We start from the raw sequence: 24665 nt of genomic DNA, 5'->3' as shown, positions 1-24665 counted from the left end.
ATCTCAAGGCTCCCTTTCAGAAGCCTTGAATCAGCAACCCCCGATTACCGCCAGCGCTTATTGAGTACGGACCCTAGCGCCTTGGTCTAGGGCGGTCGTTCGCCGTCCGGCGGCCGCGGAAGGCGGCAAGCTGTCCGTGGGACGGGGCGAGGTCGCCCGGCGGCAGGGCGGCGTACGCCTTTGGTCCAGGTCCGGCCCGCCCAGCGTATCGATCGGGGACGAACAGCCTCGCCCCCGGACGAGGCGGGCCAGTCCTTGGTCCATGCGCTGGGCCAGGTCCTACGCCGTCGCGGCCGGCGTCGCATACCCTCGTACCGATGGCGGGTTCGGGCGCTTCTCTTAGGCTGCGGCGGCTGTCTTTGGAGGAGAAGCAAGATGAAGATCGTCGTCATCGGCGGAACGGGCCTGATCGGCTCGAACGTCGTCGCCAAACTGACCCGCCTGGGCCACGAGGCCGTCGCGGCCGCGCCCAACACCGGCGTCAACACCGTCACGGGCGAGGGTCTTGCCGAAGCGCTGGACGGCGCCGAGATCGTCGTCGACGTGGCCAACTCGCCTGTGTTCGAGACCGGTCCGGCCCTGGAGTTCTTCCTGGCCTCGGGCGGCAACCTGCTGGCGGCCGCCGCCAAGGCGGGCGTCAAGCACCACGTCGCCCTGTCGGTGGTCGGGACCGAACGCCTGCAGGACAGCGGCTATTTCCGCGCCAAGATCGTGCAGGAGGCCCTTATCCGCGCCTCGTCGATTCCGTTCACCGTCCTGCGCTCGACCCAGTTCTTCCCGTTCGTGGCCGGCATCGGCCAGGCGGGAACCGTGGGCGACGAGGTTCATGTCTCGCCCGCGCTGGTGCAGCCCATCTCGGCCTTCGACGTCGCCGAGGTGCTGACCGACGTCGCCCTGGCCGCGCCGGTGAACGGCCTGCTGGAGGTGGCCGGACCGGAAGCCTTCGGCCTCGACAAGTTCGTGGCCCGCTATCTCCAGGCCAAGGGCGACGTCCGCAGGATCGTGAGCGATCGCAAGGCGCTCTATTTCGGCGTCGAGCTCGACGAGCGTTCGCTGGTTCCAGGAGGCGCCCCCATCCTCGGATCGGCCACGTTCGAGGACTGGCTGAAAACCAGCGTCCCGGCGCCAGCGCCGGCCGCCTGATCCACCTGCCTCTTCATGACGGCGCCGGACGCAGCCCTTCGCGTCCGGCGCCGTTTTAGTTTCAGCCGCCTGCAGGAGGCCGTCATGAGCCAGTCCGACATAGATGTTTCCCGTCCCGACCTTTCCCTGGGCCTGACGGCAGAAGAGGTTCCCGAGGCGGGCGTGTTCGCCGGCCGGGTCGGCGAACAGCCGGTGATCCTGGCCCGGGTCGATGGCGAGATCGTCGCCCTCGACGGCGCCTGCACCCACTACAGCGGCCCGCTGCACGAGGGCCTGCGCGTGGGCCAGACCATCAACTGCCCGCTGCATCACGCCTGTTTCGACCTGCGCACCGGCGCGGCCCTGAAAGCACCCGCCCTGGCGCCGCTCGACCGCTGGAAGGTGGAGATCGAGGGCGAGCGGATCTTCGTCCGGGAAAAGCTGCCCAAGGCCGCGCCGAACCTGGCGCCGGGGCGCGACGTGTCGGGCGATCCGGCGTCGATCGTCATCGTCGGCGGCGGCGCGGCGGGCTTTGCCGCCGCCCAGCGGCTTCGCGATCTCGGTTACGCCGGCGACCTGACCCTGGTCAGCGCCGACCGTGACGGGCCCTATGATCGGCCGAACGTTTCCAAGGACTACCTGTCGGGCGACGCCGATCCGTCCTGGATGCCGCTGAAGGGCGAGGGCTTCTACCGCAAGCGCGGGATCGCGTTGCGGCTCGACACGCGCGTCGAGGCCATCGACACGGCCGAGCGCCGGGTGACGCTGCGGGGCGGCGAAACGCTCGGCTACGGCCGCCTGCTGCTGGCCACCGGCGCCGAGCCCAACCGTCCTCCCGGGCCGGACTTCGCGCGCGACAACGTCCATGTGCTGCGCAGCCTGGGCGACGCCGACCGACTGATCGCCGCCCTCGGCTCGGCCCGGCGGGCGGTGGTGGTCGGCTCCAGCTTCATCGGCCTCGAGGCCGCCGCGGCGCTGCGGATGCGGGGGCTGGAGGTGCATGTCGTCGGCCCGGACGCCACGCCGCTGGAAGCCAAGCTGGGGCCCGAACTGGGCGCGATGATCAAGGCCGTGCACGACGAGCGCGGGGTGATCTTCCACCTTGGCCGCAAGGTGCAGGGCTTCGACGGCGCGCGGCTGACCCTCGACGACGGTTCGACCATCGATACCGACCTGGTGGTGCTGGGCATCGGGGTGCGACCGCGGCTGGAACTGGCGCAGGCCGCTGGGCTGGTCCTCGATCGCGGCGTGGTGGTCGACGAGCGCCTGCGCACCAGCGATCCGCACGTCTTCGCCGCCGGCGACATTGCTCGTTACCCCGGGGGCGGCGGCGAACTGGTTCGCGTCGAACATTGGGTGGCGGCCGAGCGCCAGGGCCAGATCGCGGCGGCGACCATGCTGGGCCTGCCGCCGGAGCGAGAGCCGCCGTACTTCTGGAGCGCGCACTACGACCTGACCATCCGCTATGTCGGCCATGCCGAGCGCTGGGACAGGATCGAGGTAATCGGTTCGACGGCCGACCGCGACGCCGAGGTTCGCTACGTCGACGCAGAGCGCCTGGTCGCCGTGGCGACGGTGAACCGCGACATGGCCGCGTTGCGGGCCGGGCAGGTTCTGGCCGGAGGCTGATCTTCGGGAAGGTCGAAAAGGACTCGCGCGCCCAGGGGATCCGGGGCGCGCGAGCCGTCCGATCTCAGGCCGCGGCGGTGGAGGCGCGGCGCAGCCAGAGATCGAACTCGGTATGGCCAAAGCGCGGCGTGCCGCCCGACAGCAGGGTCTCGTCGCTGAGCGGCGTTCCGAAGTAGAGCGCCTGCGGATCGGCGACCACGGCGCGGCCGTCGCGGCGCGAGGCCATGTAGCGCTGCACCAGGTCGTCCAGCCGGAACGGGTCGGGGCCCGCCACCTCGATGGTTCCGTTGACCGGCGAGCGCTCGACGAGGTCGGCCAGGGCGCCGGCCACGTCGTCGGCCGCGATGAACTGCACGCGGGCCGGATTGAGGCGGACGGTCTCGCCGTCCAGGCCGTCCGCGATGATCGCGCCCAGGAACTCGAAGAACTGCGTGGAGCGCAGGATCGAGAACGGCACGGCGCCGGCCTGGACCAGCTTCTCCTGCGCCAGCTTGGCGCGGAAATAGCCGCTGCCCTGCAGCCGCTCGCAGCCGACGATCGACAGCGCCAGGTGATGGCGCACGCCCTCGGCGGCGGCCGCGGCCAGGATGTTGCGGCTGGAGGCCTCGAAGAAGGCCATGGCCGTCGCCTCGTCGAACGCCGGGGCGTTCAGCACGTCGACGACGATGTCGGCCCCGACCATGATCTCGTCCAGCCCCTGGCCCGTGACGACGTCGACGCCCGAGGCGCGCGAGGCGATCCGGACGTCGTGGTTGCGGCGGCGCAGGACGTCCACCAGCCGGGAGCCGACCACGCCGGTTCCCCCTGCGACTACGACCTTCATGACATTCACCCTTGCTTGCGGCGGTTCTGGTTGGCGGGGACGGGCGCCTGCAGGCTGGCGCGCAGCCAGTCGTGGAAGCGGGTCGGGGCCAGGCGGGGGAAGCCCTCCGGCAGCAGCGAGGCCTCGTCCAGGTGGGCGCCGAAATAGGGGACCTCGTCGTCGACCATGACACGACGGGGGTCCTCGTAGGCGGTCAGCACCTCGCTCGCCAGCTCGTGCAGGCGGAAGCGTTCGGGACCGGCGACCTCGGCCGTGCCGTTCAGCGGATCGCTCAGGGCGATGTCGGCCAGGGTCGCGGCCACGTCCTCGGCGGCGATCGGCTGCACGCGGGCGGACGACAGGGCCACTTCGCGGGCGGAGCCGTCCTGCACGACGCCGCTGATGAACTCGAAGAACTGGGTCGAGCGCAGGATGCTGAAGGGCAGGCCCGAGGCCTTGAGCAGGTCTTCCTGGCGCTTCTTGGCCCGGAAATAGCCGCTGGCCTGCAGGCGGTCGGTCCCGACGATCGACAGGGCGACGTGGTGGCGGACGCCCGCGGCCTTGCCGGCGGCCAGGATATTGCGGCCGGCCGTCTCGAAGAAGGCCATGGCCGCCTCGCCGTCCAGCGAGGGCGACTGGGTCACGTCGACAACGACGCTCGCGCCGTCGAAGGCCGCGTCCAGGCCCTGGCCGGTCACCGCGTCGACGCCGAAGGACGGCGAGGCCTCGAGGACGCGATAGTCGTCCTGGCGCAGGTTGTAGACGAGCTTCTCCCCGATCCGCCCGCTGCCGCCAACCACTACGATCTTCATCTCGAAAGCCTCCGCTTGCGGCCCGAAGGCCTGGACGGAAAAGCTAGAAGGCGGGGCGGGATGGGGTCGATTGGGGGAAAGGGCGGGGGCGACCTATACGGGCGTACAGGTCGCCCCCGATCTCAGACCTGCAGGCCTTCGCTGGCCAGGGCGGCGGCGACGGCCGGGCGGGCTTTCATGCGCTCGAAATAGGCCGCTAGCGGCGCGGGCAGGACCACGCCGTTGGGCCTGGCCCAGGTCATGATCACGAACAGGTAGGGGTCGGCCACGGTCAGGTCATGGCCCAGCAGGAACCCGTCGCCGAGGCTGGCGGCCAGGTACTCCAGGCGCAGGCTCGCCAGGGCGCGGGCCTTGTCCTTGGCTTCTTCGGTGACGTCGGGGACGAAGAAGGCGTGGAAGCTCTTGTGCACCTCGGTCGAGATGTAGGCGAGGGCTTCCAGCAGGCGGAACCAGCCCAGCGGGCCTTCGGGGCGCAGCTTCGGCGACTGCTCGGCGATCCACGACAGGATGGCGATGTTCTCGGTGATCATCTCGCCGCTGTCGAGCACCAGGGCCGGCACGTAGCCCTTGGGGTTGATGGCCGCGTAGTCGGCGCCGGTCTCGGTCGTGCGGGTGTGCAGGTCCACGCGCTCGAATTCGCAGGCGATGCCGGCCTCGGCCAGGGCGATGCGGTCGGCGAGGCTGCACGCGCCGATGGCGTAGTAGAGTTTCATGGAACGGGTCTTCCGCGGTGTTGTCTGAGGTGGGCGACGCTAGGACGCGGGCCCGGCCGGGGCGATTGGGCCAGGAGGCGGGGGCGACCTATCCCAAGGTATGGCGCGTTCAGGCCCTCGGCGGCTGGTCGCCCTAGCAGCGACCCAGGGCGGCGGCCAGATGCCGTAGCAGCACCTGGTCCCTGATCGGCTTGATCAGGTAGGCCACGGCGCCCGAGGCCAGGCAGCGCGAGCGGGTCAGCGCGTCGGGATTGGCCGAAATGATGATGACCGGCAGGCCCGGATCCATGCAGCGCATGTGCTGCTGCAGCACCAGCCCGCTCTTGCCGGGCAGGTTGAGGTCGGTGACGAGGCAGATGAAGCGGCCCGGCGCGTAGGCCGACAGGAAGCCGTCGGCGTCGGCGAAGGTGCGGCAATCGTAGCCGGAAACCTCGAGGAGCTCGGCCAGCGCCTGGCGCAACGCCTCGTCGTCGTCGATGATCGCGAAAACAGGCGCGGTGGACAAACTGTGGCCCTTACTCGGCGAACGGCGATAGCGGCTCTTATCCATCGTCCCGATCCGGGGCCGGTCCTACCTATCCAAAAGGCTTATCCGGGAAGTTCGTCCCGCAGATGCTCGGGCAGGGACTGCCAGGCGCGAACGAGGTGGGTGACGAAGGGGGCGCGCATCTTCTTCATCACGCTGCTGCGATGAAGCTTCACGGTCACCTCGGTGATGCCGAGGTCGTAGGCGATCTGCTTGTTGAGCGCGCCTTGGACTACGGCCCTCATGACCTGCCGCTCGCGCGGGGTGAGGGTGAGAAACAGGCCGGCGTTCTGGCGGGTCGTATGGGCGTCGCCGCGCTTGGCCAGGTCGGCGGCGATGGCCTTGTTGACCGCGTCCAGCAGGGTCTGGTCGCGGGCCGGCTTGGCCAGGAAGTCGACGGCGCCGGCCTTCATGGCCTGCACGGTCATCGGGATGTCGCCATGCCCGGTGAGGAAGATGATCGAGGTAAGGATGCCATTGGCGGCCAGGTGGCTCTGGAAGTCGAGCCCGCTGAGGCCAGGCATGCGCACGTCCAGGATCATGCAGCCGGGACGGTGCAGCACGTCGGCGTCCAGAAGTTCGCGGGTCGAGCCGAAGCAGATCGACTCTATGCCCACCGACTCCAGGAGTTCGCAGATCGACAGCCGTACGGCGTCGTCGTCGTCGACCACGATCACCAGCGGCACGAGGTCGCCGCCCCGGGTTTCGGCGGCCGACAGGCTGCGCGGTTCGCTCGCCGCCGTGATGCGCGACGCTGGCGACCATGCGTTGGCGATGCGCGCGCCGCGGTCGGGCGCGTATGAGACGAGCTCAGTCATCGGAAGACCTCCTGCGCGTTCCGGCCCTGATGGCCGAGATCCGTGATTGTTCTCTGTCGCGCGCCCGCGCGCTGAGCCAGACGTCGATCTCCGGCGCGAACTCGGGCGGAGCGGGGATGTTGTCGACGACATCGAGCAGGCTGGTGCGGGCCAGTTCGGCGCGCATGGCCTTCTCGGCCCGGAGCATGATGGCGTGGATGCCGCAGACGCGGCGCGTGGCCCAGCGCGGGGCCTCGTCCTCGAACATCCCGCAGTTGCGGCGCACTTCGCGGCAGGTGATCAGAGACCTGCGGCCGTCGATGGCGTCGGCCACGTCGAGCATCGAGATGGTCTCGGGCGGTCGCGCCAGGCGATAGCCGCCGTTGATGCCGCCACTGGAAGCGACGATTCCGGCCTTCTCGAGCCTGGGCATGATCTTGGCGATCATGGCGGGCGGCACGCCCTGAAGTTCGGCGAGGTCGCGGCTGCTGACCGGGGCGTCGCGGGAGACCAGCCAGGTCAGGCAATGCATGCCGTACTCGACCGCCGCGCCATAGAGCGCTCCGCCGCCCTGGGACGGGGAGGGCTTGCTTCCGGCGGGCTTTTCGGCGTGCGGCTGGGGGCTGTTCATCGTAACGCGACCTTGGTTGGTCCGCGTTATCACGCCGCTCTCCCAAGGCGTGCAACGGCTAACCGATGCACGCCCTCTTCAGGGGGGAGGGGCGCTCCCCCCGCCCGGGCGGCCAGGGCCCCCTAGTCGTCATATCCGGCTTCGAGCGCCGCCTCGGTCTCGGCGGCCGAGCGGCCGTCGACCTGGAATTCGACGTGCGCGGCGAGGAACGCGATGCGGCCCGACAGCGAGTCGAAGGCCGCCTTGGGCGCTTCGTAGCTCCAGGCCACGTTGTCGACGATGTGCTGGTCGCGATAGATCGTGAAGTAGCGCGCCTCGCCCTTGTGCGGGTTGTGGGTGACCTTGTCGGTCTGGCGCAGGAAGATCATGAACACGTCGCGGCGGGGGAAATAGTAGACCGGCGGCCGCCCGGCCTCATGCACCGTGACGACGTCGTCACTGTCGGCGATGTCGTGGCCTTCGAACAGGGCGCGTACGCGCCGCGCCTCGCGCGTCAGCGTGTAGATCTGGTCTGTTTCCCCGGTGGTCATGGCGGTGGCCTTTCCTTGCTTCTGGCGAGAAGGGTCGAGCCGGACAGGTAGGGTGCTCGCCTACCGCTTCGTTGGTCGCAGGATGAAATCGGAAAAAATCCTGCGTTCACCATCCCTGTCACGTCCGATTGACACGGCTCGCCGTCATTGGGGCGGGGATCGGCCGGCGTTTGTAGCTATCCGCTGGACGCGCCGTTCCGCGCCCCGCGACCGACGACCGACGGGGCATGCTCGGAGAAGGCGTAGTCCGACCCATGCCAAGGGATAGGCGCGACCGCTTCCGGGCGAGGCCTCCCGCGCCTCGCGACGGTTCGAGAGGGCCTTGGCGAACGGGCCTCCAGCCTGCAAAGCCGAGCGCCGAGCGCCAAGCCCGGCGATCAAGGCGGGACTAGTCGATCTGGAACGCGAAACGCCTTCGCGGACCTTCCAGAGGCAAAGCCATGTCCAAGACCACCACCGTCGCCGCCGCGGCCCTCGTCGCGACCGCGCTGTCGGGCGCCGCCGCCGCCCAGCCGATCCTCGATCCCGCCGCCCAGGCCTTCGTGGACTCCCTGGCCGGGGGCAAGCCGATCTACACCATGACCCCGACCGAGGCGCGGGGCGCGCTGTCGGGCGCCCAGGCGATCCCGGTCGCCAAGCTTCCGGCCCGCATCGAGGACAAGGTGTTCCCGGTGGGCCCGACCGGATCGGTCCGCGTTCGCATCGTTCGCCCTGAGGGCGTGAAGGGCAAGCTGCCGGTGGTGCTGCACATTCACGGCGGCGGCTGGGTCCTGGGCGGTATCGACACCCACGATCGCCTGACCCGCGAGATCGCCGTCGGCGCCAAGGCCGCGGTGCTGTTCGTCGACTACGACCGCTCGCCCGAGGCGCGCTATCCGGTGGCCGTCGAGCAGGCCTACGCCGCCCTCCAATACTTCATCGAGCACGCCGACCAGTTCGAGGTCGATCCGTCGCGGCTGGCCATCGTCGGCGACAGCGTCGGCGGCAACATGTCGGCCGCGCTCACGCTGATGGCCAAGGCCCGCAACGGCCCGAAGTTCGACCTGCAGGTGCTGCTCTATCCGGTCACCGACGCCAATTTCGAGACGGGGTCCTACACCACCTTCGCCGAGGGGCCGTGGCTGACCCGCAAGGCCATGCAGTGGTTCTGGGACGCCTATGCCCCCGACGCGGCCAGCCGCAAGCAGCCCACTGTCGCGCCGCTGCAGGCCAGCATCGAGGAGCTGAAGGGCCTGCCGGAAGCGGTGGTGATCGTCGACGAGAACGACGTGCTGCGTGACGAAGGCGAGGCCTATGCTCGCAAGCTGCTGCAGGCCGGCGTGCGGGTGACCTCTACCCGCTACAACGGCGCGATCCATGACTTCATGATGCTGAACGCCGTCGCCGAGACCCCGGCGACCCGGGCGGCGGTGCTGCAGGCCAACACGGCGCTCTACAAGGCGCTGCACAAGTAGTCGCGGAAGGCGGCGGACGGTCTGGAGATCGTCCGCCGCGTGGATCCCGGACCGGGTCGAGTCGTCTTCCGCGGGCGGTCGCCGGCAAGGAACGACGCGGATTGGGGGCGCGCGGCGCCCCCGTCCGTGTGAGGGCGGCAGGGGGGCGGGGGGCTACCCTGGGCTCCATGAAGAGGTCCCACGCACGCTCCATCGTCCAATCCCGCCGGACCTTCCTGTTGGTCGCGCGCCTGGGCAAACGCGCTTTCGAGGGGAGGCGGCGATGAGCACGGTCTTCCGCAGCCTGGCCCGTAGCGAGCGGGGGGATCTCGTCGACCTCGCCTCCGAGGCGGTGGTGGTCTGCGACCCGTCGGGCGTGGTGCGATACTGGAACCCCGCGGCCGAGGCCCTGTACGGCTGGCCGGCCATGGCGATGGTGGGGCTGGGGCTTTCGGACCTGGCGGCCGATCCGCTGCTGCACGACGAGGAATGGGCGCTGCTCCTGCTGGAAGGCGCCTGGGAGGGGGCGGTCCGGCGGCGCGGCGCGATCGGGCCGGCCGTGGTCGCCAGCGGCCGCCGCACCGTGCGTCGCAATCCGGACGGCTCTCCCCGCGACGTCGTCGAATACAGCCAGCCCCTGGCCGTGCAGGCCGAGGAGACGCCGCTCGAGGCCCGCGCGGGCCACCAGCGGGCCTCGGCCGCCTGCTGGGAGCTGGACATTTCCGCGGCCGCGGCGGCGGAGACGGGCGCCGCCCTGCTTGAGGGATGCAGGATCATCGACGCCAACACCCGGGCCGTTCGCCTGTTCGGCGCGGCGATCGGCCGAGAGCACATGGCGGGGCGGGCGCTGGCCGATTTCTGGCCGGCCGAGAGCCGCGAGAGCCTGGCCGAGCTGCTGGGCGCGGCCCTGCGGCAGCCCTCGGTGTCGCCCCTGGCCCGCGCGCTCGGTCCGCACGGCCTGCTGGCCGGCGCCACGGCCACCGCCTGGCGTTCGGCCGAGCCCGCGCGTCCGGACGTGCTGTTCCTGATGGTCACCGCGGCGGTCTGCGACGACCGCACCGCCTGGGAGCTGCAGGCCAGCGAGGACCGTTATCGCAAGCTGATCCACTTCTCGCCGACGCCGCTCTGGCATGTCGACGCCCGCCGCTCGGGCGACGAGCTGCACCGCCTGCGCGCCGAAGGGATCGACGACATCATGGCCTATCTCGACGCCAATCCGGCGCTGGTCGAACTGGCCAAGGACATCGTCGTGGTCACCGACGTCAACCAGGCCGCCGTGTCGCTGTTCGGGGCCCGAAACCCGGCGGAGCTGCTGCAGTCGGTCCGCTACCTGTTCTCGGCCACGCCGGACATGGCCAAGCGGGTGATGAAGGCCCACTTCGAAGGGGCGCGAAACTATGTCGAGCAGGCCAAGATGGCCACCTTCGACGGCCGCGTGCTCGACGTGGTTTTAAGCGTCACCTATCCGACGCCGCCCGAGTACATGGACACTACCTTCATCACCATCGAGGACATCACCGAGCGCCTGCGGACCGAGGCCGAGCTGCGGCGCCTGCAGTCGAACTTCGCCCACGCCGCGCGGGTCTCGACCCTTGGAGAGCTGGCGACCTCGATCGCCCATGAGGTCAACCAGCCGCTGTCGGCCATCCTGACCAACGCCGAGACCAGCCTCCGCTGGCTGGGCCAGCCACGTCCCAATCTGGGCAAGGTGCGCACGCTGACCGAACGCATCGCCGTCAGCGCCAGCCGCGCCAGCGAGATCATCCAGCGCATCCGCGGCATGGCGATGAAGCGCGAGCCGCAGCCGGGGCTGCTGGATCTGTCCAAGATCATCGACGAGGCGCTGACGATCGTCCGGCACGAGGTGGAGACCAAGGCGATCGCGCTGATCCTGACGGTCGAGCCGGGCCTGCCGGCGGTGGATGGCGACCGGGTCCAGCTGCAACAGGTCTTGGTCAACCTCCTGGTCAACAGCATCCAGGCCATCGAGAACGCCGGCGTCAACCTGCGCGAGATCCGCCTGGGCGCGGTCCGGGCGGGGCGCGGGGTGGTGATCTGGGTTCACGACAGCGGGCCGGGGATCGCCGATCAGCACCTGGCCAGCATCTTCGACGGCTTCTTCACCACCAAAGAAACCGGCATCGGCATGGGGCTGGCCATCTGCCAGTCGATCATCGCCGAGCACGGCGGCGAGATCTCGGCGGCCAACCATGAGGACGGCGGGGCGATCTTCCGGATCACCCTGCCTTTCGGGCGGGGCGTCTAGGCGGTCTTCTCCGCCGCTTGCCGCATCTGGCTGTGCGCTCGCCGCCAGGCGTTGGGCGGGGCGCCATACTCGCGGTGGAACAGGCGGGTCAGGTGGGGCTGGTCGGTCAGGCCGCAGGCCAGGGCGACCTGGCTGATCGGCGCTTCGGTGTTGACCAGCAGCATGCGCGCCCGCTCCAGGCGCAGGCTCATCACATAGCGCGAGAAGCACTGCCGGAAGCTCTTCTTGAAGGCCCGGGAGAAGTGGCTGCGGCTGACCCGGACCATCGCGGCCAGATCGTCGAGGCGCAGCTGCGTCTCGAGGTTCTGGCTGATGTGGGTCTCGATCCGCTTGCTCTGCCAGGGCGCGAAACCGCCGCTATGGACCAGCGGCGTGGGCGCGCCGCCCACCAGCTGGATGGCCCGCGCGAGCTTGGCGCGGATTTCGGACTGGTCCGGGGCCAGTTCGTCGAGCGCGGCGACCAGCAGGCCGGCGACCAAGCGGTACGAACCGCTGCTGGTGGTGAAGTTGATCGCTGGCTCCATGGCGCAATTTCCGTCTCTGCATCCGTCTCGCCGAACCCGTGGATCCCGTTGGTGGGGCGCATGGGGCGGCAGCGTCGAACGGAAGGGTACGGACGGCGAGGACGACGATCGATCCGGGCGTTGGGCAGGGCCGACCTATACCGGCGGGTAGGATCGGACGGCGAGCGGCGTGCCCGCGGCTCAGGAAGGGTTGCGCGCCATGGCCGCCAGCTGTTCGGCGACGAAGTCGGAGAACAGCCGCGCGCGCAGGGGCTGGAAGCGGCCGAAGGCGTGCAGCATCCGCAACGGCACCACCGGCAGGGGGGCGTTGGGCATGACGACCTCCAGGCGGCCCGCGCGGATATCCTCATCGACGGTCCAGCGCAGCAGCTGGGCGACGCCGACGCCGTTCACCGCCGCCGCCCGCAAGGCGAAGCCGGAATCGCAGTCCAGCACGCCCTCCGGCGACAGCGTCGCGCCGTCGGCGAAGCGGATGGGGAAGGGGCGTCCGCCCAGGCGGTAGCCGACGTGGCGGGCGGTCGCCAGTTCGGCCAGGGTCTTGGGGCGGCCGTGGCGGTCGAGATGCTCGGGGGAGGCGACCAGGGCCAGCGGCGCGGCGCCCAGCGAGCGGACGACGAGGTCGCTCTCCTCCACCTGGCCGGCGCGCAGGGCCAGGTCGTAGCCCTCGCGGATCAGGTCGACATGGCGGTCGCTCATGTCGAGTTCGAGCTTCACGCCCGGGTGCCTTGGCATGAACACCCGGGTCAACGGGTCCAGCAGCAGGCGGCCCAGGTCCGTGGGCATCGACACCCGCAGGCGCCCGGTCGCGGCGGCGGCGGTCTGCACGACGTCCTGCGCCTCGCCCAGGGCTCGCAGCAGCGGCATGACCCGCTCGAAATAGGCCGCGCCTTCGGGGGTGAGGGTCAGGGTGCGGGTCGAACGCGCGAACAGCTGCACGCCCAGCCGGGCCTCCAGCCGCGCGACGCTCTTGGACACCGACGACGGCGTGGCTCCGGCCTTGCGGGCGGCCGCGCTGAACGAGCCGGTCTCCACCGCGTCGATGAAGGCCGACAGTCCGGCGGCGTTTTCGAGAGGATTGTTCATTTTGTCCATGATGGCACAAAAGATGTTCTGTTCTGCGTTCTTATAAGAATTTCGCTCACGTCTATCTAGGTGTCCGAACGCAAGCAGACGCGATCGGAGCAAAGCGAAATGGACACTCTCAAGAACAAGGTCGCCGTGATCACCGGCGGCGCCAGCGGCATCGGCCTGGCTTCGGCCAAGCTGTTCGTCGAGCAGGGCGCGAACGTGATCGTCACCGGCCGACGGCCCGATGCGGTGAAGGCGGCCGTCGCCGATATCGGCCCGCGAGCCTTCGGGATCGTCGGCGACGTCGCCGATCCTGGTCACCACGAGGCGGTGGCCGACGCGGTGCGCGAGCGCTTCGGCGGCCTGGACGTCTACATGGCCAATGCCGGGATCAACACGATCACGCCGTCGCCGCTGGTCTCGGAAGACGAGTACGACGCCCAGTTCGCGGTCAACACCCGTGGCGTCTTCTTCGGCGTCCAGAAGGTCGAGCCGCTGCTGCGCGACGGCGGGGCGATCATCCTCACCGGCTCCATCGCCGCCGGCAAGGCGCTGGACGGACACGCCGCCTATGCCGGCTCGAAGGCGGCCCTGGGCGCCTTCGCCCGGGTCTGGGCCATCGAACTGCGCGAGCGCCGGATCCGCGTGAACCTGCTCAGCCCGGGCCCGACCGACACCGCCATTCTCGAAAAGCTCGGCGTGCCGCCCGAGCAGCGACCGGCCTTCGAGGCCGGCATGGCCGCCCGCATTCCGCTCGGCCGCATGGCCCGTCCCGACGAGACGGCCAAGGCCGCGCTGTTCCTGGCCTCGGACGCCAGCAGCTTCATCACCGGCATCGACCTGAAGGTCGACGGCGGCATGACCCTGCTGTGAGCGACCCCACCCCATCAGGAAAGAACACCATGACCAAGCAAATCTACGATCCCGCCATCATCGACTTCGTGCTGCGGGTGATCCGCCTGGGCAGCGCCTACGACATGGAGGGCATGGAGGCGCTCTACACCGCCGATCAGTCGCTGCTGTTCCTCGACGACGAGGGACGCGTGGTGCGCAGCAGCCGCGCCGACATGCTCGCCGAGTTCCGGGGACGCCGCGACGACGGCGAGGCTTCGCTGTCGACCGAGCACCGCTTCCTGCACGTGGAGCAGCAGGGCGACCACGCCACGGTGCTGCTCTATCGCCGGATGAGCCCCGCGACACGTCCGGCGCTCTACGAACTTCGGCTGCGCAAGGAGGCGGGAAACTGGATGGTGGCCGGCGAGACCGTGCTGCCCTGGCCCGACCTGGCTCATGCCGGGGATTTCCTGCCGCCCCGAGCGCTTGCGCGGGCGCCGCAGGCCGCGGGGGCCGGCGACCCTAGACCTTAGCACGAGGGGAGCAGGCCCATCCGCGAGATAGGCCTGCTCCCGGCCGCCGGCTCATCCTTTTGCGCGAGGGCCCTTCCGCCCGTCACGGAGATATCGATGCGCAAGTCCATCCGAGCCCTGTCGCTCGCCGCCGCCATGGCGCTGTCCGGCGCGGCCTCCGCCCATGCGGCCGACGCCGCCGGGGGCAAACCCACCATCGTCCTGGTCCATGGAGCCTTCGCCGACGCCTCGGGCTGGAACGGCGTGGTCGGCAAGCTGTCGCGCGACGGCTACACCGTGATCGCGGCGGCCAACCCTCTGCGGGGCCTGAGTTCTGACGCGGCGTCGCTGTCGGCGCTGGTCGACTCCATCCCGGGGCCGGTCGTTCTGGTCGGCCATTCCTATGGCGGCGAGGTCATCACCGAGGCGGCCGCCGGCAAGACGCACGTCTCGGCGCTGGTCTATGTCGCGGCCTTCCTGCCGGAGGTCGGGGAGTCGGCGTTGACCCTCTCGGCCAAGTTTCCGGGCGGCACCCTGGGCGAGACCCTGACCTCGGTGCGCCTGCCGGACGGCGGCGAGGACTTCTACATCCAGCCGGCCAAGTTCCACGCCCAGTTCGCCGCCGACACGCCGCCGGCGACCGCGGCGCTGATGGCCGCGACCCAGCGCCCAGTGACCAAGGCCGCCCTGGCTGAGCCGGCCACCGTCGCCACGTGGAAGCAGTTGCCGTCCTACGTCGTCTACGGCACGGCCGACCGCAACATCCCGGCCCAGACCGAGCGCTTCATGGCCGAACGCGCCAAGGCCCGGAAGACCGTGGCCATCGAGGGCGGGTCGCACGCCCTGATGGTCTCGCATCCCGACAAGGTCGCCGCCCTGATCGAGGAAGCCGCTTCGGCGCGATGAACCAGGCCCCGTCCGTCGCCGGGCCGGCGGCGGGCGGGGTCTTGTACGATGACGCCCGCGGGATGCGCGCGCCTGGATCAATCCCAACGGGCGCGCCCACGGCAGCATGGCCGGCCAGGGGACGCTGTATGACGCCGGAGATTTCGATGAGCAGCCCAGGACCGATCCGGATCCTCTTGCAGACGACGATCCCGACCACCGAGGACGACTGGTCGATCGCGAGGTTCAGCGCCCTGCGCGACCTGCTGTCGGGCGCGGTCGATGGCGAGGGGCGGGCGCTCTACGCCGTCGAGGCCCGCGACCGCGAGGCGACGGGCGGGCCTGATCCCGTGCTCTCGCGCATGCAGGACAGCGATTTCGACCAGCTGTGGCTGTTCGCCGTCGATGTCGGCGACGGGTTGACCGAGGAGGACTGCGTCGCCGTCTCGCGCTTCCGCGAGACCGGCGGCGGACTGATGATCGCCCGCGACCACATGGATCTCGGCTCGTCCGTCTGCACCCTGGGCGGGGTGGGCGCGGCGCACTGCTTTCACAGCAAGAACCTCGAGCCCGACGTCGGGCGTCATGTTCGCGACGACGAGGAGACGCAGGCCATTTCCTGGCCCAACTATCGCTCGGGCGCGAACGGCGACTACCAGGAGATCGTGGCGGTCGCGCCGGTGCATCCCATCCTGCGCGACCCGACCTCGCCGACGGGCGTGCTGCGCTACCTGCCGGCGCATCCGCACGAAGGCGCCGTCATCGCGCCGGAGGACGGCGACGCTCGGGTGATCGCCGCCGGCGCGAGCCGAACGACCGGCCGGGCCTTCAACCTCGCCGTCGCCTTCGAGCGCGGCCCGGCGGCGGGCGCCGCGCTCGCCCAGAGCACCTTCCATCACTTCGCCGACTACAACTGGGACCTGGCGGCGGGCTGCCCGTCCTTCGTGTCGGAGACGCCCGGCGAGGGCATGGCCCGCGAACCCCGGGCCCTGGCCGACACCCATCGCTATGTGCTGAGCCTGGCGGCCTGGCTCGGAAGGCGAGGGCTGTCGGCCTAGAGTTCGATGATGCCCCTGCGGGCGGCGACGGTCACCGCATGGGTGCGGTCGGACACGTTGAGCTTGGTGAAGATGGTCTTGAGGTAGCCCTTCACCGTCTCCTCCGAGATCCCCAGTTCCCGCGCGATCTGCTTGTTGGCCTTGCCGACGGCGACCAGTTGCAGGACGGCGACCTCGCGCTCGCTGAGGCCGTCGTCGAGCACGTGGATGGCGATCTCGTCGGCGATGCTGCGATGCAGGTAGCGCCGACCCTGCCTCACGGCGTGGATGGCGTCGAGCATCTCGGTGCGCAGGCTGCTCTTGAGGAGATAGCCCAGGGCGCCGGCCCGCAGGGCGCGAACCGCTTGCACGTCGCCGTCATAGGTGGTCAGCACCACGATGCGGGCGTCCGGGTGCTCGTCGCGGATGGCCTTTATCGCCTCGACGCCGCCCATGCCCGGCATCTGCAGGTCCATCAGGGTCACGTCCGGCTGCAGGTCGCGGAACTGGACGATGGCCTCCACCCCGTCCCGGGCCTCGCCGACGAGCACCATGTCGGTCCTGTCCTCCAGGATCGCGGCGACGCCTTCGCGCAGAATGGGGTGGTCGTCGACCACGAGGATGCGGATGGGACGCGAACTCGACTCAGCCAACCTGGCTTCTCCTGAAACGACGAAGGATATCGGACAGCCACGTCCACGACTGGGCCTCGGCCACGTAGGCGAGGCGAGCCGACAGTCGCAGGCTGATCTCGGCGCCGCCGGACGGCCGGTTGTCGATCGACAACACCCCGCCGATCCGCTGGGTTCGCTCGCGCATGCCCATCAGGCCGAAGTGGCCGGGCTTGTGGCCCCTGGCGATGACGTCCGGGGGAAAGCCCACGCCGTCGTCGCGGATCCGGACGCTCAATTGATGACGGGCGAAGCCGATCATGATCTCGACCGATTTGGCGCGGGCGTGACGGGCGGTGTTGAACAGCGCCTCGCCCGCGATCCGGCCGATCTCGCCGGTGACCAGCGGGTGCGCCGCACGCGGGACGCCTTCCGTCGACACCTTCACGAGAACGGACGGGTCGAAGCAGGCGGCGTTCGCCCGCTCTTCCAGGATCGCCGCGAGGTCGCCGGTGTTCTCGGCCGAGCGCAGGTCGCGAACCCGGTTGCGGCCGTCGATGATCACGTCGTCGGCGCGCTTCAGCGCGGATTCCATGAGGTCCCTGGCGTGGTCGCCCGGCGGCATCTTGTTGGCGATCGACTGGAAGCGCAGCACCAGTCCCTGCACGCTCTGGAGCAGGGTGTCGTGCAGTTCGCGGGCGATCCGCTCGCGCTCGCCCAGCCGGGCCTCGTGGCCGACATGGATGCGCTGCGCCACCTGGGCCATGCGCAGGCGATAGAGCAGCCACAGCAGCGCCGCGCCGAGGATCAGGCACGCGGCGAGGAACCAGCGCGATTGGAGGAAGGTGGGCGGGATCTCGAAGGTGATCGCGGCGCCCGTGCGGTTCCAGACGCCCTCGCTGCTGGCGGCGATGACGTGGAAGCGATACTTGCCGGGCTTGAGGTTGGTGTAGAACGCCTGGCGTCGCGCGCCGGGGTTGACCCATTCCCGGTCGAAGCCTTCGAGCTTGTAGCGAACGCTGGCCTGCCTCGGATCGGCGAAGCTGAGCACCGCATAGTCGATCTCGATGCTCGACGTGCCTTCCTTCAGGCTTAGCGCGGTCGGGTCGCGATGGAGCCGCCCGCCGGCCATCACCGACTTGATCGCCACGCCGGGAGGCAGACCGTCCCGCGCGATGCGCCTGGGGTCCATCCACAGGACGCCGGTCTCCGTCGCCACCCAGAGCCGTCCGTCGCCGCCTTGGACGAGCGAGCGCTGGCTGTGCGAGTGCGGTCGGCTGGTCAGGCCGTCGCCAAAGCCCAGCGACAGGCTCGCCGGGGCAAGGACGTGGCTGGCGAAGGCCTGTTCCAGGTCCGAGCCCGAGAGCCGGACCAGGGCCCGGGGATAGGCCAGCCAGGTGTCGCCGTCGGGCGTTTGCACGAGGCCGCTGATCCGGCCGCGCAGGGCGCCGCGATCGGGATTGACGGTCTCCGTCCGATCTCCTTGGAAGCGAGCCAGCCCGAACGCGCCCGCGGCCAGGATGTCGCCTCGCGAGGTCGGGTAAAGCGTCACGGCCGTGGCGTCGCGCCCGAGCTCGAGCGGCTGGAACCGCGGATGCGGCTGCTCCAGCCACGCCAGCTTGCGCAGGTCCCACTGCACGACGAGACGCCCCTGGCCGTCCCTGACCATGGTGGTCGGACGAAAGCCGTCGCCCAGTGTCGGGGGAAACATCGTCTCCCATCGCCCTTGGCGATAGCGCAGCAGTCCTCCGGCGGCTGCCGAGATCCAGAAGTCGCCCTCGGCGTCGAAGGCGCAGTCATAGATGATGCTGTCGGTGTCGGGGCGAACCAGGGTTCTCGTCGCCTGCCCGGACTTCCAGACGACGATGCGGTCGGCGAAGGCGATCCAGACGGCGCCGTCCGGCGCCTCGCACAGGCTCTGCGGCTCGCGGATCCCGGCCAGGACGCGCTTTGGGGCGCCGCCCGGTGCGGTTCGGTAGATCGCGTCGGCCTGGCCGATGAAGACCGCGCCGTCCGATGTCGCCAGAAGCTTGTCGCCGAAGGCCGCCGGATTGGCGAGCGCGGGCTCCGACCTCAGCGTCGCCGGACGCAGCTTGTCGAGGCCCTTTTCCGAGCCGACCCAGATGTTGCCTTCCCTGTCCTCGAAGACCTGGCTGGTCAGGTCCGAGGACAGTCCGTCCCGTCCGCGGAGCGACTCGACGAGAAGCGTTCCGTCGTGGGGAACGGCGGCCACCCTCTGCAGGCCGCGATAGCGGGTGGCGATCCACAGGTTGCCCGTGCGGTCGAAGTAGGGCGCGCCGCGGATCTGGGCGTCGTCGGTGGGGTAGGGGAGCTGGGCCGGCGGCGTTCCACGTCCGCTTGGGCCCGTGATGGGATAGCTGCCGCGTCGTTCCGAGAGCCAGACCCGCCCCTGCGGGTCCTGGGACAGCATGCCGTTGGCGCGCGGCGTTCGGCGCACGACCTCGAACCGTTCGGCGCCGGGCGCCAGGCGCGCGACGGAGTTGCTGAGCGAAACCCAGACGCCGCCGTCGGCCGCCACCAGCAGGCTGAGCGCGTCGTCGCGCGGCAGGCCGTCGCCGGCGGCGAACGATCGCCAGCGTCCGTCGCGCAGCCGCAGCAGCTCGGCGTCGAACACGGCGGTCAGCGCCCAGATCGTCCCGTCCTTTCCCTCGACCATGGAGACCACCCGGTCGGGGGCGACGGGCGTGGGCAGGACCTTGAGCGCGCCGTCGCGATAGACGGCGAAGCGGTGGGATCGGGTGAAACTGGTCCAGATGGCCCCGTCACGGGTCGCCAGCAGCGCGCTGGGCTGGTCGTGCTGCTCGTCGCCGTTGTCGGCGCCGATCCGCTCGAAGACGATGCCGTCGAAGCGAAAGAGGCCAGCGCCCGTCGCCAGCCAGAGATAGCCGTCGCGGCCCTGCGCCATGGCGATGATCGGCGCGGGGGCCTCGCCTTCCTCGGTCCATCTCTGGTGGGTGTAGTGGGTGATGCGGCGCGCCGGTTCGGCCGCGACCAAGGTCGTCGTCTGCAGCAGCATCGCCGCGAAAAGGACGGCCTTGATCAATCGCACAGGTGAGTTCCGCCGCTTCCCAGACTCCGAGTCTGGAGCTGACCGCATTTGCCGCCCGAAAGGACGCGGGTGGCAAGCCCCGGTTGGGGGGAGCGAAGGGCACCTTTCCGGTCCCTGCTCATGTTCGCCTCTGCGACCATGACCGGCCACCGGGGGCCAGCGACGATCCGCTGTGCTGGCCGTGACGATGAAGGCGATATGGAACTATATCCAGGATCGCTGTAGGCGCAGATGCTGTTGCGGCGGCCCAACGGAATTCGAGATAATGGACTTTGCGGAGATCGAGATTTTCGTGGAGGCCGTGCGTGTCGGCAGCCTGGCCGGCGCCGCGCGACGCCTGGGCCTCAGCGCCATGGCCGCGTCTCGCAGCCTCGGCAACCTCGAGGCCGAGCTTGGCGTGCGGCTGATCCACCGGACCACGCGCTCGCTGTCCCCCACGACCGACGGCGAGATCTTCCTGCCGCACGCCGTGGCTTTGCTGGAAGGGCGAGCGGGCGCGCTGGCGGACCTGCGCCCCGACGGCAAAGGCCTTACCGGGCGCCTGAGAATAACCGCCTCGACCGCCTTTGGGCGCAAGGTCGTCGCACCGATGCTGCCGTCCTTCATGCGCGATCACCCCGCCTTGCAGGTCGACCTGCTGACGACCGACGATCAGGTGGACATCGTGGGTCAGGGCATCGACGTCGCGATCCGCATCGCGCCGCTCAGGGATAATCGGCTCGCGGCGAAACGACTTGCCGACAGTCCAAGGGCGTTATGGGCCTCGCCCGCCTATCTGGAAGCGTTCGGTCGACCCAAGACCCTGGCCGACCTGGCCGACCACCAGTGTCTGGTCGCCACCGGCTCGTCGCACTGGGCGTTCGTCCGTGAGGGAAAGGCGTTCAAGCAGAAGGTCTCGGGGCGCTTTTCGGCCAGTTCGATCGAAGCCGTCTACGAGGCGTGCCGGGGCGGGCTTGGCATCGCCAACCTGTCGCGCTGGTACGCCGATCCGGTCTTGGACAATGCGGATGTTCAGCAGATCCTCCTGGAGGACGCCGAGCCCGAGCCGCTGGGGATCTGGGCCGTCTATCCCAGTTCGCACATGATCCCGCCGAAGGTCCGCATGTTCGTCAGGAGCCTGGAGCAGTCGCTTCCCGCGACCGGTGCGAACTAGGGGGCTGGCGGTTTTCGCGCCGGCGCCGCCTGGCCGCAGTTCCGCGTGGCCTCCTTGGCGTAGGACGTTATGTCGCCCAAGCCCAAGCCCAAGCCCAAGCCCAAGCCCAAGCCCAAGCCCAAGCCCAAGCCCATCGCGGCGCGACGGGCGTCCAGTTCGTCGGGGGCGGTCGTCCTTGTTCATGTCCGCCGCACAACTCCGCCTGAGGGTGGCTTAGTTCTCAGGGCTTGCGGTGGTCCGCGCGTGAGCGTCATAACCCCAGTTCGCGCAGTTCCACGACGCGTTTTTCCCGCGCGCTGATCTCGGCGGCGACGCCGATGGCGACGGCGCGCAGGCCGTCCTCGGCGGTGACCTGGATCGGCGCCGTTCCCGCGACGGCGGCCAGGAAAGCCTCCAGCTGGTGGAAGGTGGCGCCATGGTGCGAGCCCGCCTCCAGCGCCGCCTGGTCGACCGCCACGTGAGTGCGGCTGACCTGCTTGGGCGCCAGGAAGCCGACGCGGGGGCTGAAGACGACGTCGCCGCTGGGAATGAACACTTCCAGCTTGGCGGTGTCGCCCACCGCGCCGATCTCCTCCTGGTTCTCGGCCCCGTCGGCGAACATGTTGAGGTCGAGCATGGCGCGCTGGCCGCCGGCGAAGTCGACGATCGTGAAGCTGTTGTCGATGATGTCCGGCGTGCGGCCGTCGTAGCGCTCGTCCAGATGGTTCACGTCCATCGCCCCAGAGCAGTAGACCCGCACCGGCTCGTCGCGGACGATCAGGCGCATCAGGTCGAAGAAGTGGCAGCACTTCTCGACCATGGTGCCGCCGGTGTTGGCCGAGAAACGGTTCCAGTCGCCGACCTTGGGCAGGAACGGGAAGCGGTGCTCGCGGATCGACAGCTGCACCAGCCGGCCGATCTCGCCGGCGTGGACGCGCTCGACGAAGGCGGCGACGGGCGGCATGAAGCGGTACTCCATGCCGGTCCAGAAGACGCCCGCGTGGGTCTTGGCCTGCTCGACCGCCCAGCGGGCGTCCTCCAGGGTCGTGCACAACGGCTTTTCGCACAGGATGTGCAGGCCGGCCGCGAACAGCGGCTCCAGTTCCTGGCGGTGGGTGAAGTTGGGCGAGGCGACGATCACCGCATCGACGAGGCCGCTGGCGGCCACGGCCTGCGACGTCTCGAAGGTCGCGACGCCCGGGTCGCCGGCCTCGCTCAGGGCCCAGTCCAGCGAGCTTGGCGTGGGGTCGGCCAGGGCCGTCAGCCGTGCGCCGGACAGGAGCTTCAGGTTGCGGATGTGCTCGCGGCCCATCATGCCTGCGCCGACGATCCCGAACCGTAGGGGCTGCGTCATGTCTCTACTCACGCTCACTCAGAGGGAAGGGGCCGGGGCCAAGGGGATGTGGTCGTCCTCGGCCGGTTGCAGGCGTGGCAGCCACAGCTGCAGCCAAGCTAGCGCCACGAGATAGGAGGCGGCGGCGATCAGCAGCAGCGGCAGGTAGCCGTGGCCGCCGGTCAGGATCTTGCCGGCCAGGTAGACGATGCCCATGCCGGCGAAGTTGCCGCACAGCGCGCCGAAGCTGGTCACCGCGCCGATCCGGCGGGCCGGGATCACGTCGGTGATGGTGGCGAAGATGTTGACCGAGAAGCCCTGGTGCGCGGCGAGGGTCAGGCCCAGCAGGCCCACGGCGATCCAGTGGCTCTGGGCCAGCACCGCCAGCGGCACGGGCAGCACCAGCAGGGCGCAGACCAGCATCGAGGTCTTGCGCACGGCGTTGAGGCTCCAGCCCCGCGCCAGAAGCCGCGCGCCGATCCAGCCCGCCGCGATCGAGCCCAGGGCCGCCAGGCCGTAGACGCCGGCGAGGGCGGGACCCAGCTGCGCCATGGTCAGGTCGAACACCCGGTGGAAGAAGTCCGGGGCCCAGAACAGCATCAGCCACCAGACCTGGTCCGACAGCGCCTTGGCGCCGGCCAGGCCCCAGGTGCGGCGGTCGCGCAGCATGGCCAGGGTCTGGCCCTTGTCCTTGGCCTGGGCGGGCTCGTGCGGCAGGTCTGCCTTGCGCGAGACGGCGAACCAGGCGGCGACCCAGACGAAGCCCGCCGCCCCGACGATCACGAACGACGCCCGCCAGCCGACGGCGGCCGCCAGCAGCGGCAGCAGCAGGGGCGTGGCGACGGCGCCGATGTTCGGCGCGCCGTTCGAGATGCCGACGGCCAGCGAGCGCATGCGGTCGTTGAACAGGGCCCGCAGCGCCTTGATGCCGGCCGGCGTGCCCATCGACTCCGTCGCGCCCAGCGCCACGCGGGCCAGGCCGAACTGGCCGAAGGTCACGGCCACGCCGTGGGCCATGGCCGCCAGGCTCCAGGCGGCCACGCCGACCGGCGCGGCCAGGCGGGCGCCCAGCTTGTCGACGATCCAGCCGGTGAAGGCGAAGGCCACCGCGGCCGAGAACTGGAACAGGGCCGCCAGGGTCCCGTAGTCGGCGTCGGTCCAGCCGAGGTCCTTCTCGATCACCGGCTTGAGGATCGCGATGATCTGGCGGTCGACATAGTTGAGGATGCCGGCTCCGATCAGGAAGGCCAGCAGCAGCCAGCGTCGATTGGAGGTCGCCTGGCCCGTCGTCTCCGACGGCGGCAGGTATGCGCCGTGCGCCATGCTCAGAGCTCCAGCGGGCCGTGCGCGAGGCGCGGCAGGACGTGGCGGGCGAACAGGTCGGCTTCGGCCTGGTGCGGATATCCCGACAGGATGAAGGCCTCGATCCCGAGGGCCTGATAGGCCTTCAGCTTGGCCAGCACCTGGTCGGGATCGCCGACGATCGCCGCGCCGCAGCCCGAGCGGGCGCGGCCGATGCCGGTCCAGAGGTTGTCTTCGACAAAGCCGTCGCCGGCCGAGGCCTCGCGCAGCTCGACCTGGCGGCGCACGCCGGCCGACTGGCTGTCGAGCGAGCGGTTCTTGATCGCCTCGCCGGTCTTGGCGTCGAGGCGTGAGAGCAGGCGGTCGGCGGCGGCGCGGGCCTCTTCCTCGGTTTCGCGCACCACGACATGGACGCGATAGCCGAACTTCAGCTTGCGGCCGCGCTTGTCGGCGCGAGCCGTCAGGTCGGCGATGGTGTCGCGAACCACGTCCAGCCGGTCGGGCCACATCAGATAGACGTCGGCGCCCTGCGCGGCCGCTTCGCGAGCGTCCTCCGACAGGCCGCCGAAATAGAACGGCGGGGCGCGACCCGACACGGGCCGGATGCGCGGCGGATCGAGCTTCAGCTTCCAGAACTCGCCGTCGAAATCGACGCTCTCGCCGTTCAGGAAGGCGCGCAGCAGGGCCATTGCCTCTACCGTGCGGCGATAGCGCGGACCGCTGGCCAGGGTCTCGCCCGGCAGGTCGCTGGAGATGACGTTGATCGTCAGCCGGCCGCCCAGCATCTGGTCGATGGTCGCCAACTGGCGGGCCAGCTGCGGCGGCCAGGCCTCGCCGATGCGCACGGCGGCGAGCAGCCGCATGCGCTTCAGCAACGGCGCGATCCCGGCCGCGAAGGCCAGGGTGTCGATGCCCAGGCCATAGCCCGACGGCAGCAGCAGGTTGTCGAAACCGCCTGCTTCGGCCGCCAGGGCGATGTTGCGGCAATGCTCCCAGCTCGACGCCAGCGCCGGGTCGGGCACGCCCAGGAACTCGTAGTCGTCGTCGCAGAGCGCCGAGAACCAGGAGACTTCACTCGATGCGGTCATGCTGGGAG

The 24665-nt window shown here is 70.0% G+C and carries 23 protein-coding genes; 9 read left to right on the top strand and 14 right to left on the bottom strand.

The window, feature by feature from the left end; all coding sequences use genetic code 11:
* Positions 1–375 precede the first annotated feature (375 nt).
* On the top strand, positions 376–1143 hold the full coding sequence (locus V6S85_RS10890) for an SDR family oxidoreductase (protein ID WP_334348960.1): 768 nt from the start codon (positions 376–378) through the stop codon (positions 1141–1143).
* Positions 1144–1227: 84 nt separating this feature from the next.
* Complete coding sequence (locus V6S85_RS10885; protein ID WP_334348959.1) at positions 1228–2751, top strand: FAD-dependent oxidoreductase; 1524 nt, start codon at positions 1228–1230, stop codon at positions 2749–2751.
* A gap of 64 nt (positions 2752–2815) precedes the next feature.
* Here the strand turns inward: V6S85_RS10885 and V6S85_RS10880 are convergent, their stop codons facing one another.
* The 7 genes from V6S85_RS10880 to V6S85_RS10850 form a co-directional block, all read right to left on the bottom strand.
* The gene (locus V6S85_RS10880) at positions 2816–3574 is read right to left on the bottom strand and encodes an SDR family oxidoreductase (protein ID WP_334348958.1); all 759 of its coding nucleotides are present in this window, start codon (positions 3572–3574) and stop codon (positions 2816–2818) included.
* A 5-nt stretch (positions 3575–3579) separates the two neighbouring features.
* Positions 3580–4365, bottom strand: coding sequence for an SDR family oxidoreductase (locus V6S85_RS10875; RefSeq protein ID WP_334348957.1), 786 nt, complete (start codon positions 4363–4365; stop codon positions 3580–3582).
* A gap of 122 nt (positions 4366–4487) precedes the next feature.
* Positions 4488–5078 carry a glutathione S-transferase N-terminal domain-containing protein gene (locus tag V6S85_RS10870; RefSeq protein WP_116565526.1) on the bottom strand — a complete coding sequence of 197 codons (591 nt, stop codon included), beginning with the start codon at positions 5076–5078 and terminating at the stop codon, positions 4488–4490.
* Between the two features lie 133 nt (positions 5079–5211).
* On the bottom strand, positions 5212–5583 hold the full coding sequence (locus V6S85_RS10865; protein ID WP_165828727.1) for a response regulator transcription factor: 372 nt from the start codon (positions 5581–5583) through the stop codon (positions 5212–5214).
* Positions 5584–5666: 83 nt separating this feature from the next.
* Complete coding sequence (locus V6S85_RS10860) at positions 5667–6422, bottom strand: response regulator transcription factor (protein ID WP_334348956.1); 756 nt, start codon at positions 6420–6422, stop codon at positions 5667–5669.
* The gene (locus tag V6S85_RS10855) at positions 6415–7032 is read right to left on the bottom strand and encodes an RrF2 family transcriptional regulator (RefSeq protein ID WP_334348955.1); all 618 of its coding nucleotides are present in this window, start codon (positions 7030–7032) and stop codon (positions 6415–6417) included. The genes V6S85_RS10860 and V6S85_RS10855 overlap by 8 nt, the downstream gene beginning before the upstream one ends.
* A gap of 122 nt (positions 7033–7154) precedes the next feature.
* Positions 7155–7562: a DUF427 domain-containing protein gene (locus V6S85_RS10850; protein WP_116489773.1), complete on the bottom strand. Its 408-nt coding sequence runs from the start codon at positions 7560–7562 to the stop codon at positions 7155–7157.
* 440 nt (positions 7563–8002) lie between these two features.
* Here V6S85_RS10850 and V6S85_RS10845 point away from each other — a divergent pair, with 440 nt between their 5' ends.
* Both V6S85_RS10845 and V6S85_RS10840 read left to right on the top strand, forming a co-directional pair.
* Entirely contained in the window at positions 8003–9016 is a 1014-nt protein-coding gene (locus tag V6S85_RS10845) for an alpha/beta hydrolase (RefSeq protein ID WP_334348954.1), read from the top strand.
* A 262-nt stretch (positions 9017–9278) separates the two neighbouring features.
* The gene (locus tag V6S85_RS10840) at positions 9279–11261 is read left to right on the top strand and encodes a PAS domain-containing sensor histidine kinase (protein WP_334348953.1); all 1983 of its coding nucleotides are present in this window, start codon (positions 9279–9281) and stop codon (positions 11259–11261) included.
* On the opposite strand, the gene V6S85_RS10835 is transcribed toward V6S85_RS10840, so the two are convergent.
* Complete coding sequence (locus V6S85_RS10835; protein WP_116565536.1) at positions 11258–11785, bottom strand: helix-turn-helix domain-containing protein; 528 nt, start codon at positions 11783–11785, stop codon at positions 11258–11260. The two genes, V6S85_RS10840 and V6S85_RS10835, sit on opposite strands and share 4 nt — an antisense overlap.
* Before the next feature lie 180 nt (positions 11786–11965).
* Entirely contained in the window at positions 11966–12868 is a 903-nt protein-coding gene (locus V6S85_RS10830) for a LysR family transcriptional regulator (protein WP_334348952.1), read from the bottom strand.
* 108 nt (positions 12869–12976) lie between these two features.
* Between V6S85_RS10830 and V6S85_RS10825 the strand changes: the two genes are divergently transcribed.
* From V6S85_RS10825 to V6S85_RS10810, 4 genes are all read left to right on the top strand, one after another.
* Positions 12977–13726, top strand: a complete 750-nt coding sequence (locus tag V6S85_RS10825) for an SDR family NAD(P)-dependent oxidoreductase (protein ID WP_116565540.1) — start codon at positions 12977–12979, stop codon at positions 13724–13726.
* Between the two features lie 29 nt (positions 13727–13755).
* Positions 13756–14220, top strand: coding sequence for a hypothetical protein (locus V6S85_RS10820; protein WP_334348951.1), 465 nt, complete (start codon positions 13756–13758; stop codon positions 14218–14220).
* 96 nt (positions 14221–14316) lie between these two features.
* Positions 14317–15105, top strand: coding sequence for an alpha/beta fold hydrolase (locus V6S85_RS10815; protein ID WP_334348950.1), 789 nt, complete (start codon positions 14317–14319; stop codon positions 15103–15105).
* 146 nt (positions 15106–15251) lie between these two features.
* Positions 15252–16142 (top strand): hypothetical protein, encoded by an 891-nt coding sequence (locus V6S85_RS10810; protein WP_334348949.1) that lies wholly within the window; start codon positions 15252–15254, stop codon positions 16140–16142.
* Here the strand turns inward: V6S85_RS10810 and V6S85_RS10805 are convergent.
* Both V6S85_RS10805 and V6S85_RS10800 read right to left on the bottom strand, forming a co-directional pair.
* Positions 16139–16774 carry a response regulator gene (locus V6S85_RS10805; protein WP_116565547.1) on the bottom strand — a complete coding sequence of 212 codons (636 nt, stop codon included), beginning with the start codon at positions 16772–16774 and terminating at the stop codon, positions 16139–16141. The two genes, V6S85_RS10810 and V6S85_RS10805, sit on opposite strands and share 4 nt — an antisense overlap.
* Positions 16767–19802, bottom strand: coding sequence for a ligand-binding sensor domain-containing protein (locus V6S85_RS10800; protein ID WP_339593549.1), 3036 nt, complete (start codon positions 19800–19802; stop codon positions 16767–16769). The genes V6S85_RS10805 and V6S85_RS10800 overlap by 8 nt, the downstream gene beginning before the upstream one ends.
* Before the next feature lie 265 nt (positions 19803–20067).
* Here V6S85_RS10800 and V6S85_RS10795 point away from each other — a divergent pair, with 265 nt between their 5' ends.
* On the top strand, positions 20068–20955 hold the full coding sequence (locus tag V6S85_RS10795) for a LysR family transcriptional regulator (protein WP_334348947.1): 888 nt from the start codon (positions 20068–20070) through the stop codon (positions 20953–20955).
* A 250-nt stretch (positions 20956–21205) separates the two neighbouring features.
* On the opposite strand, the gene V6S85_RS10790 is transcribed toward V6S85_RS10795, so the two are convergent.
* Genes V6S85_RS10790 through V6S85_RS10780 form a run of 3 tightly spaced genes read right to left on the bottom strand, consistent with a single transcriptional unit; the run spans position 21206 to position 24657 of the window.
* Entirely contained in the window at positions 21206–22288 is a 1083-nt protein-coding gene (locus V6S85_RS10790; protein ID WP_334348946.1) for a Gfo/Idh/MocA family protein, read from the bottom strand.
* 18 nt (positions 22289–22306) lie between these two features.
* On the bottom strand, positions 22307–23590 hold the full coding sequence (locus tag V6S85_RS10785) for an MFS transporter (RefSeq protein WP_334348945.1): 1284 nt from the start codon (positions 23588–23590) through the stop codon (positions 22307–22309).
* A gap of 2 nt (positions 23591–23592) precedes the next feature.
* Positions 23593–24657, bottom strand: a complete 1065-nt coding sequence (locus V6S85_RS10780) for an LLM class flavin-dependent oxidoreductase (RefSeq protein WP_334348944.1) — start codon at positions 24655–24657, stop codon at positions 23593–23595.
* Positions 24658–24665 lie beyond the last annotated feature (8 nt).

The sequence above is a fragment of the Caulobacter sp. CCNWLW153 genome, from assembly GCF_036889365.1.
Lineage (GTDB): Bacteria > Pseudomonadota > Alphaproteobacteria > Caulobacterales > Caulobacteraceae > Caulobacter > Caulobacter radicis.
The sequence above is the reverse complement of the archived record's forward strand: the minus strand, read 5'-3'. Positions and strand labels throughout refer to the sequence as shown.

Excerpts from the sequence above, each read along its gene's own strand:
- V6S85_RS10890 (WP_334348960.1), top strand. The coding sequence starts at position 376 with ATGAAGATCGTCGTCATCGGCGGAACGGGCCTGATCGGCTCGAACGTC.
- V6S85_RS10885 (WP_334348959.1), top strand. The coding sequence starts at position 1,228 with ATGAGCCAGTCCGACATAGATGTTTCCCGTCCCGACCTTTCCCTGGGC.
- V6S85_RS10880 (WP_334348958.1), bottom strand. The coding sequence starts at position 3,574 with ATGAAGGTCGTAGTCGCAGGGGGAACCGGCGTGGTCGGCTCCCGGCTG.
- V6S85_RS10875 (WP_334348957.1), bottom strand. The coding sequence starts at position 4,365 with ATGAAGATCGTAGTGGTTGGCGGCAGCGGGCGGATCGGGGAGAAGCTC.
- V6S85_RS10870 (WP_116565526.1), bottom strand. The coding sequence starts at position 5,078 with ATGAAACTCTACTACGCCATCGGCGCGTGCAGCCTCGCCGACCGCATC.
- V6S85_RS10860 (WP_334348956.1), bottom strand. The coding sequence starts at position 6,422 with ATGACTGAGCTCGTCTCATACGCGCCCGACCGCGGCGCGCGCATCGCC.
- V6S85_RS10855 (WP_334348955.1), bottom strand. The coding sequence starts at position 7,032 with ATGAACAGCCCCCAGCCGCACGCCGAAAAGCCCGCCGGAAGCAAGCCC.
- V6S85_RS10850 (WP_116489773.1), bottom strand. The coding sequence starts at position 7,562 with ATGACCACCGGGGAAACAGACCAGATCTACACGCTGACGCGCGAGGCG.
- V6S85_RS10845 (WP_334348954.1), top strand. The coding sequence starts at position 8,003 with ATGTCCAAGACCACCACCGTCGCCGCCGCGGCCCTCGTCGCGACCGCG.
- V6S85_RS10840 (WP_334348953.1), top strand. The coding sequence starts at position 9,279 with ATGAGCACGGTCTTCCGCAGCCTGGCCCGTAGCGAGCGGGGGGATCTC.
- V6S85_RS10835 (WP_116565536.1), bottom strand. The coding sequence starts at position 11,785 with ATGGAGCCAGCGATCAACTTCACCACCAGCAGCGGTTCGTACCGCTTG.
- V6S85_RS10830 (WP_334348952.1), bottom strand. The coding sequence starts at position 12,868 with ATGAACAATCCTCTCGAAAACGCCGCCGGACTGTCGGCCTTCATCGAC.
- V6S85_RS10825 (WP_116565540.1), top strand. The coding sequence starts at position 12,977 with ATGGACACTCTCAAGAACAAGGTCGCCGTGATCACCGGCGGCGCCAGC.
- V6S85_RS10820 (WP_334348951.1), top strand. The coding sequence starts at position 13,756 with ATGACCAAGCAAATCTACGATCCCGCCATCATCGACTTCGTGCTGCGG.
- V6S85_RS10815 (WP_334348950.1), top strand. The coding sequence starts at position 14,317 with ATGCGCAAGTCCATCCGAGCCCTGTCGCTCGCCGCCGCCATGGCGCTG.
- V6S85_RS10810 (WP_334348949.1), top strand. The coding sequence starts at position 15,252 with ATGAGCAGCCCAGGACCGATCCGGATCCTCTTGCAGACGACGATCCCG.
- V6S85_RS10795 (WP_334348947.1), top strand. The coding sequence starts at position 20,068 with ATGGACTTTGCGGAGATCGAGATTTTCGTGGAGGCCGTGCGTGTCGGC.
- V6S85_RS10790 (WP_334348946.1), bottom strand. The coding sequence starts at position 22,288 with ATGACGCAGCCCCTACGGTTCGGGATCGTCGGCGCAGGCATGATGGGC.
- V6S85_RS10785 (WP_334348945.1), bottom strand. The coding sequence starts at position 23,590 with ATGGCGCACGGCGCATACCTGCCGCCGTCGGAGACGACGGGCCAGGCG.
- V6S85_RS10780 (WP_334348944.1), bottom strand. The coding sequence starts at position 24,657 with ATGACCGCATCGAGTGAAGTCTCCTGGTTCTCGGCGCTCTGCGACGAC.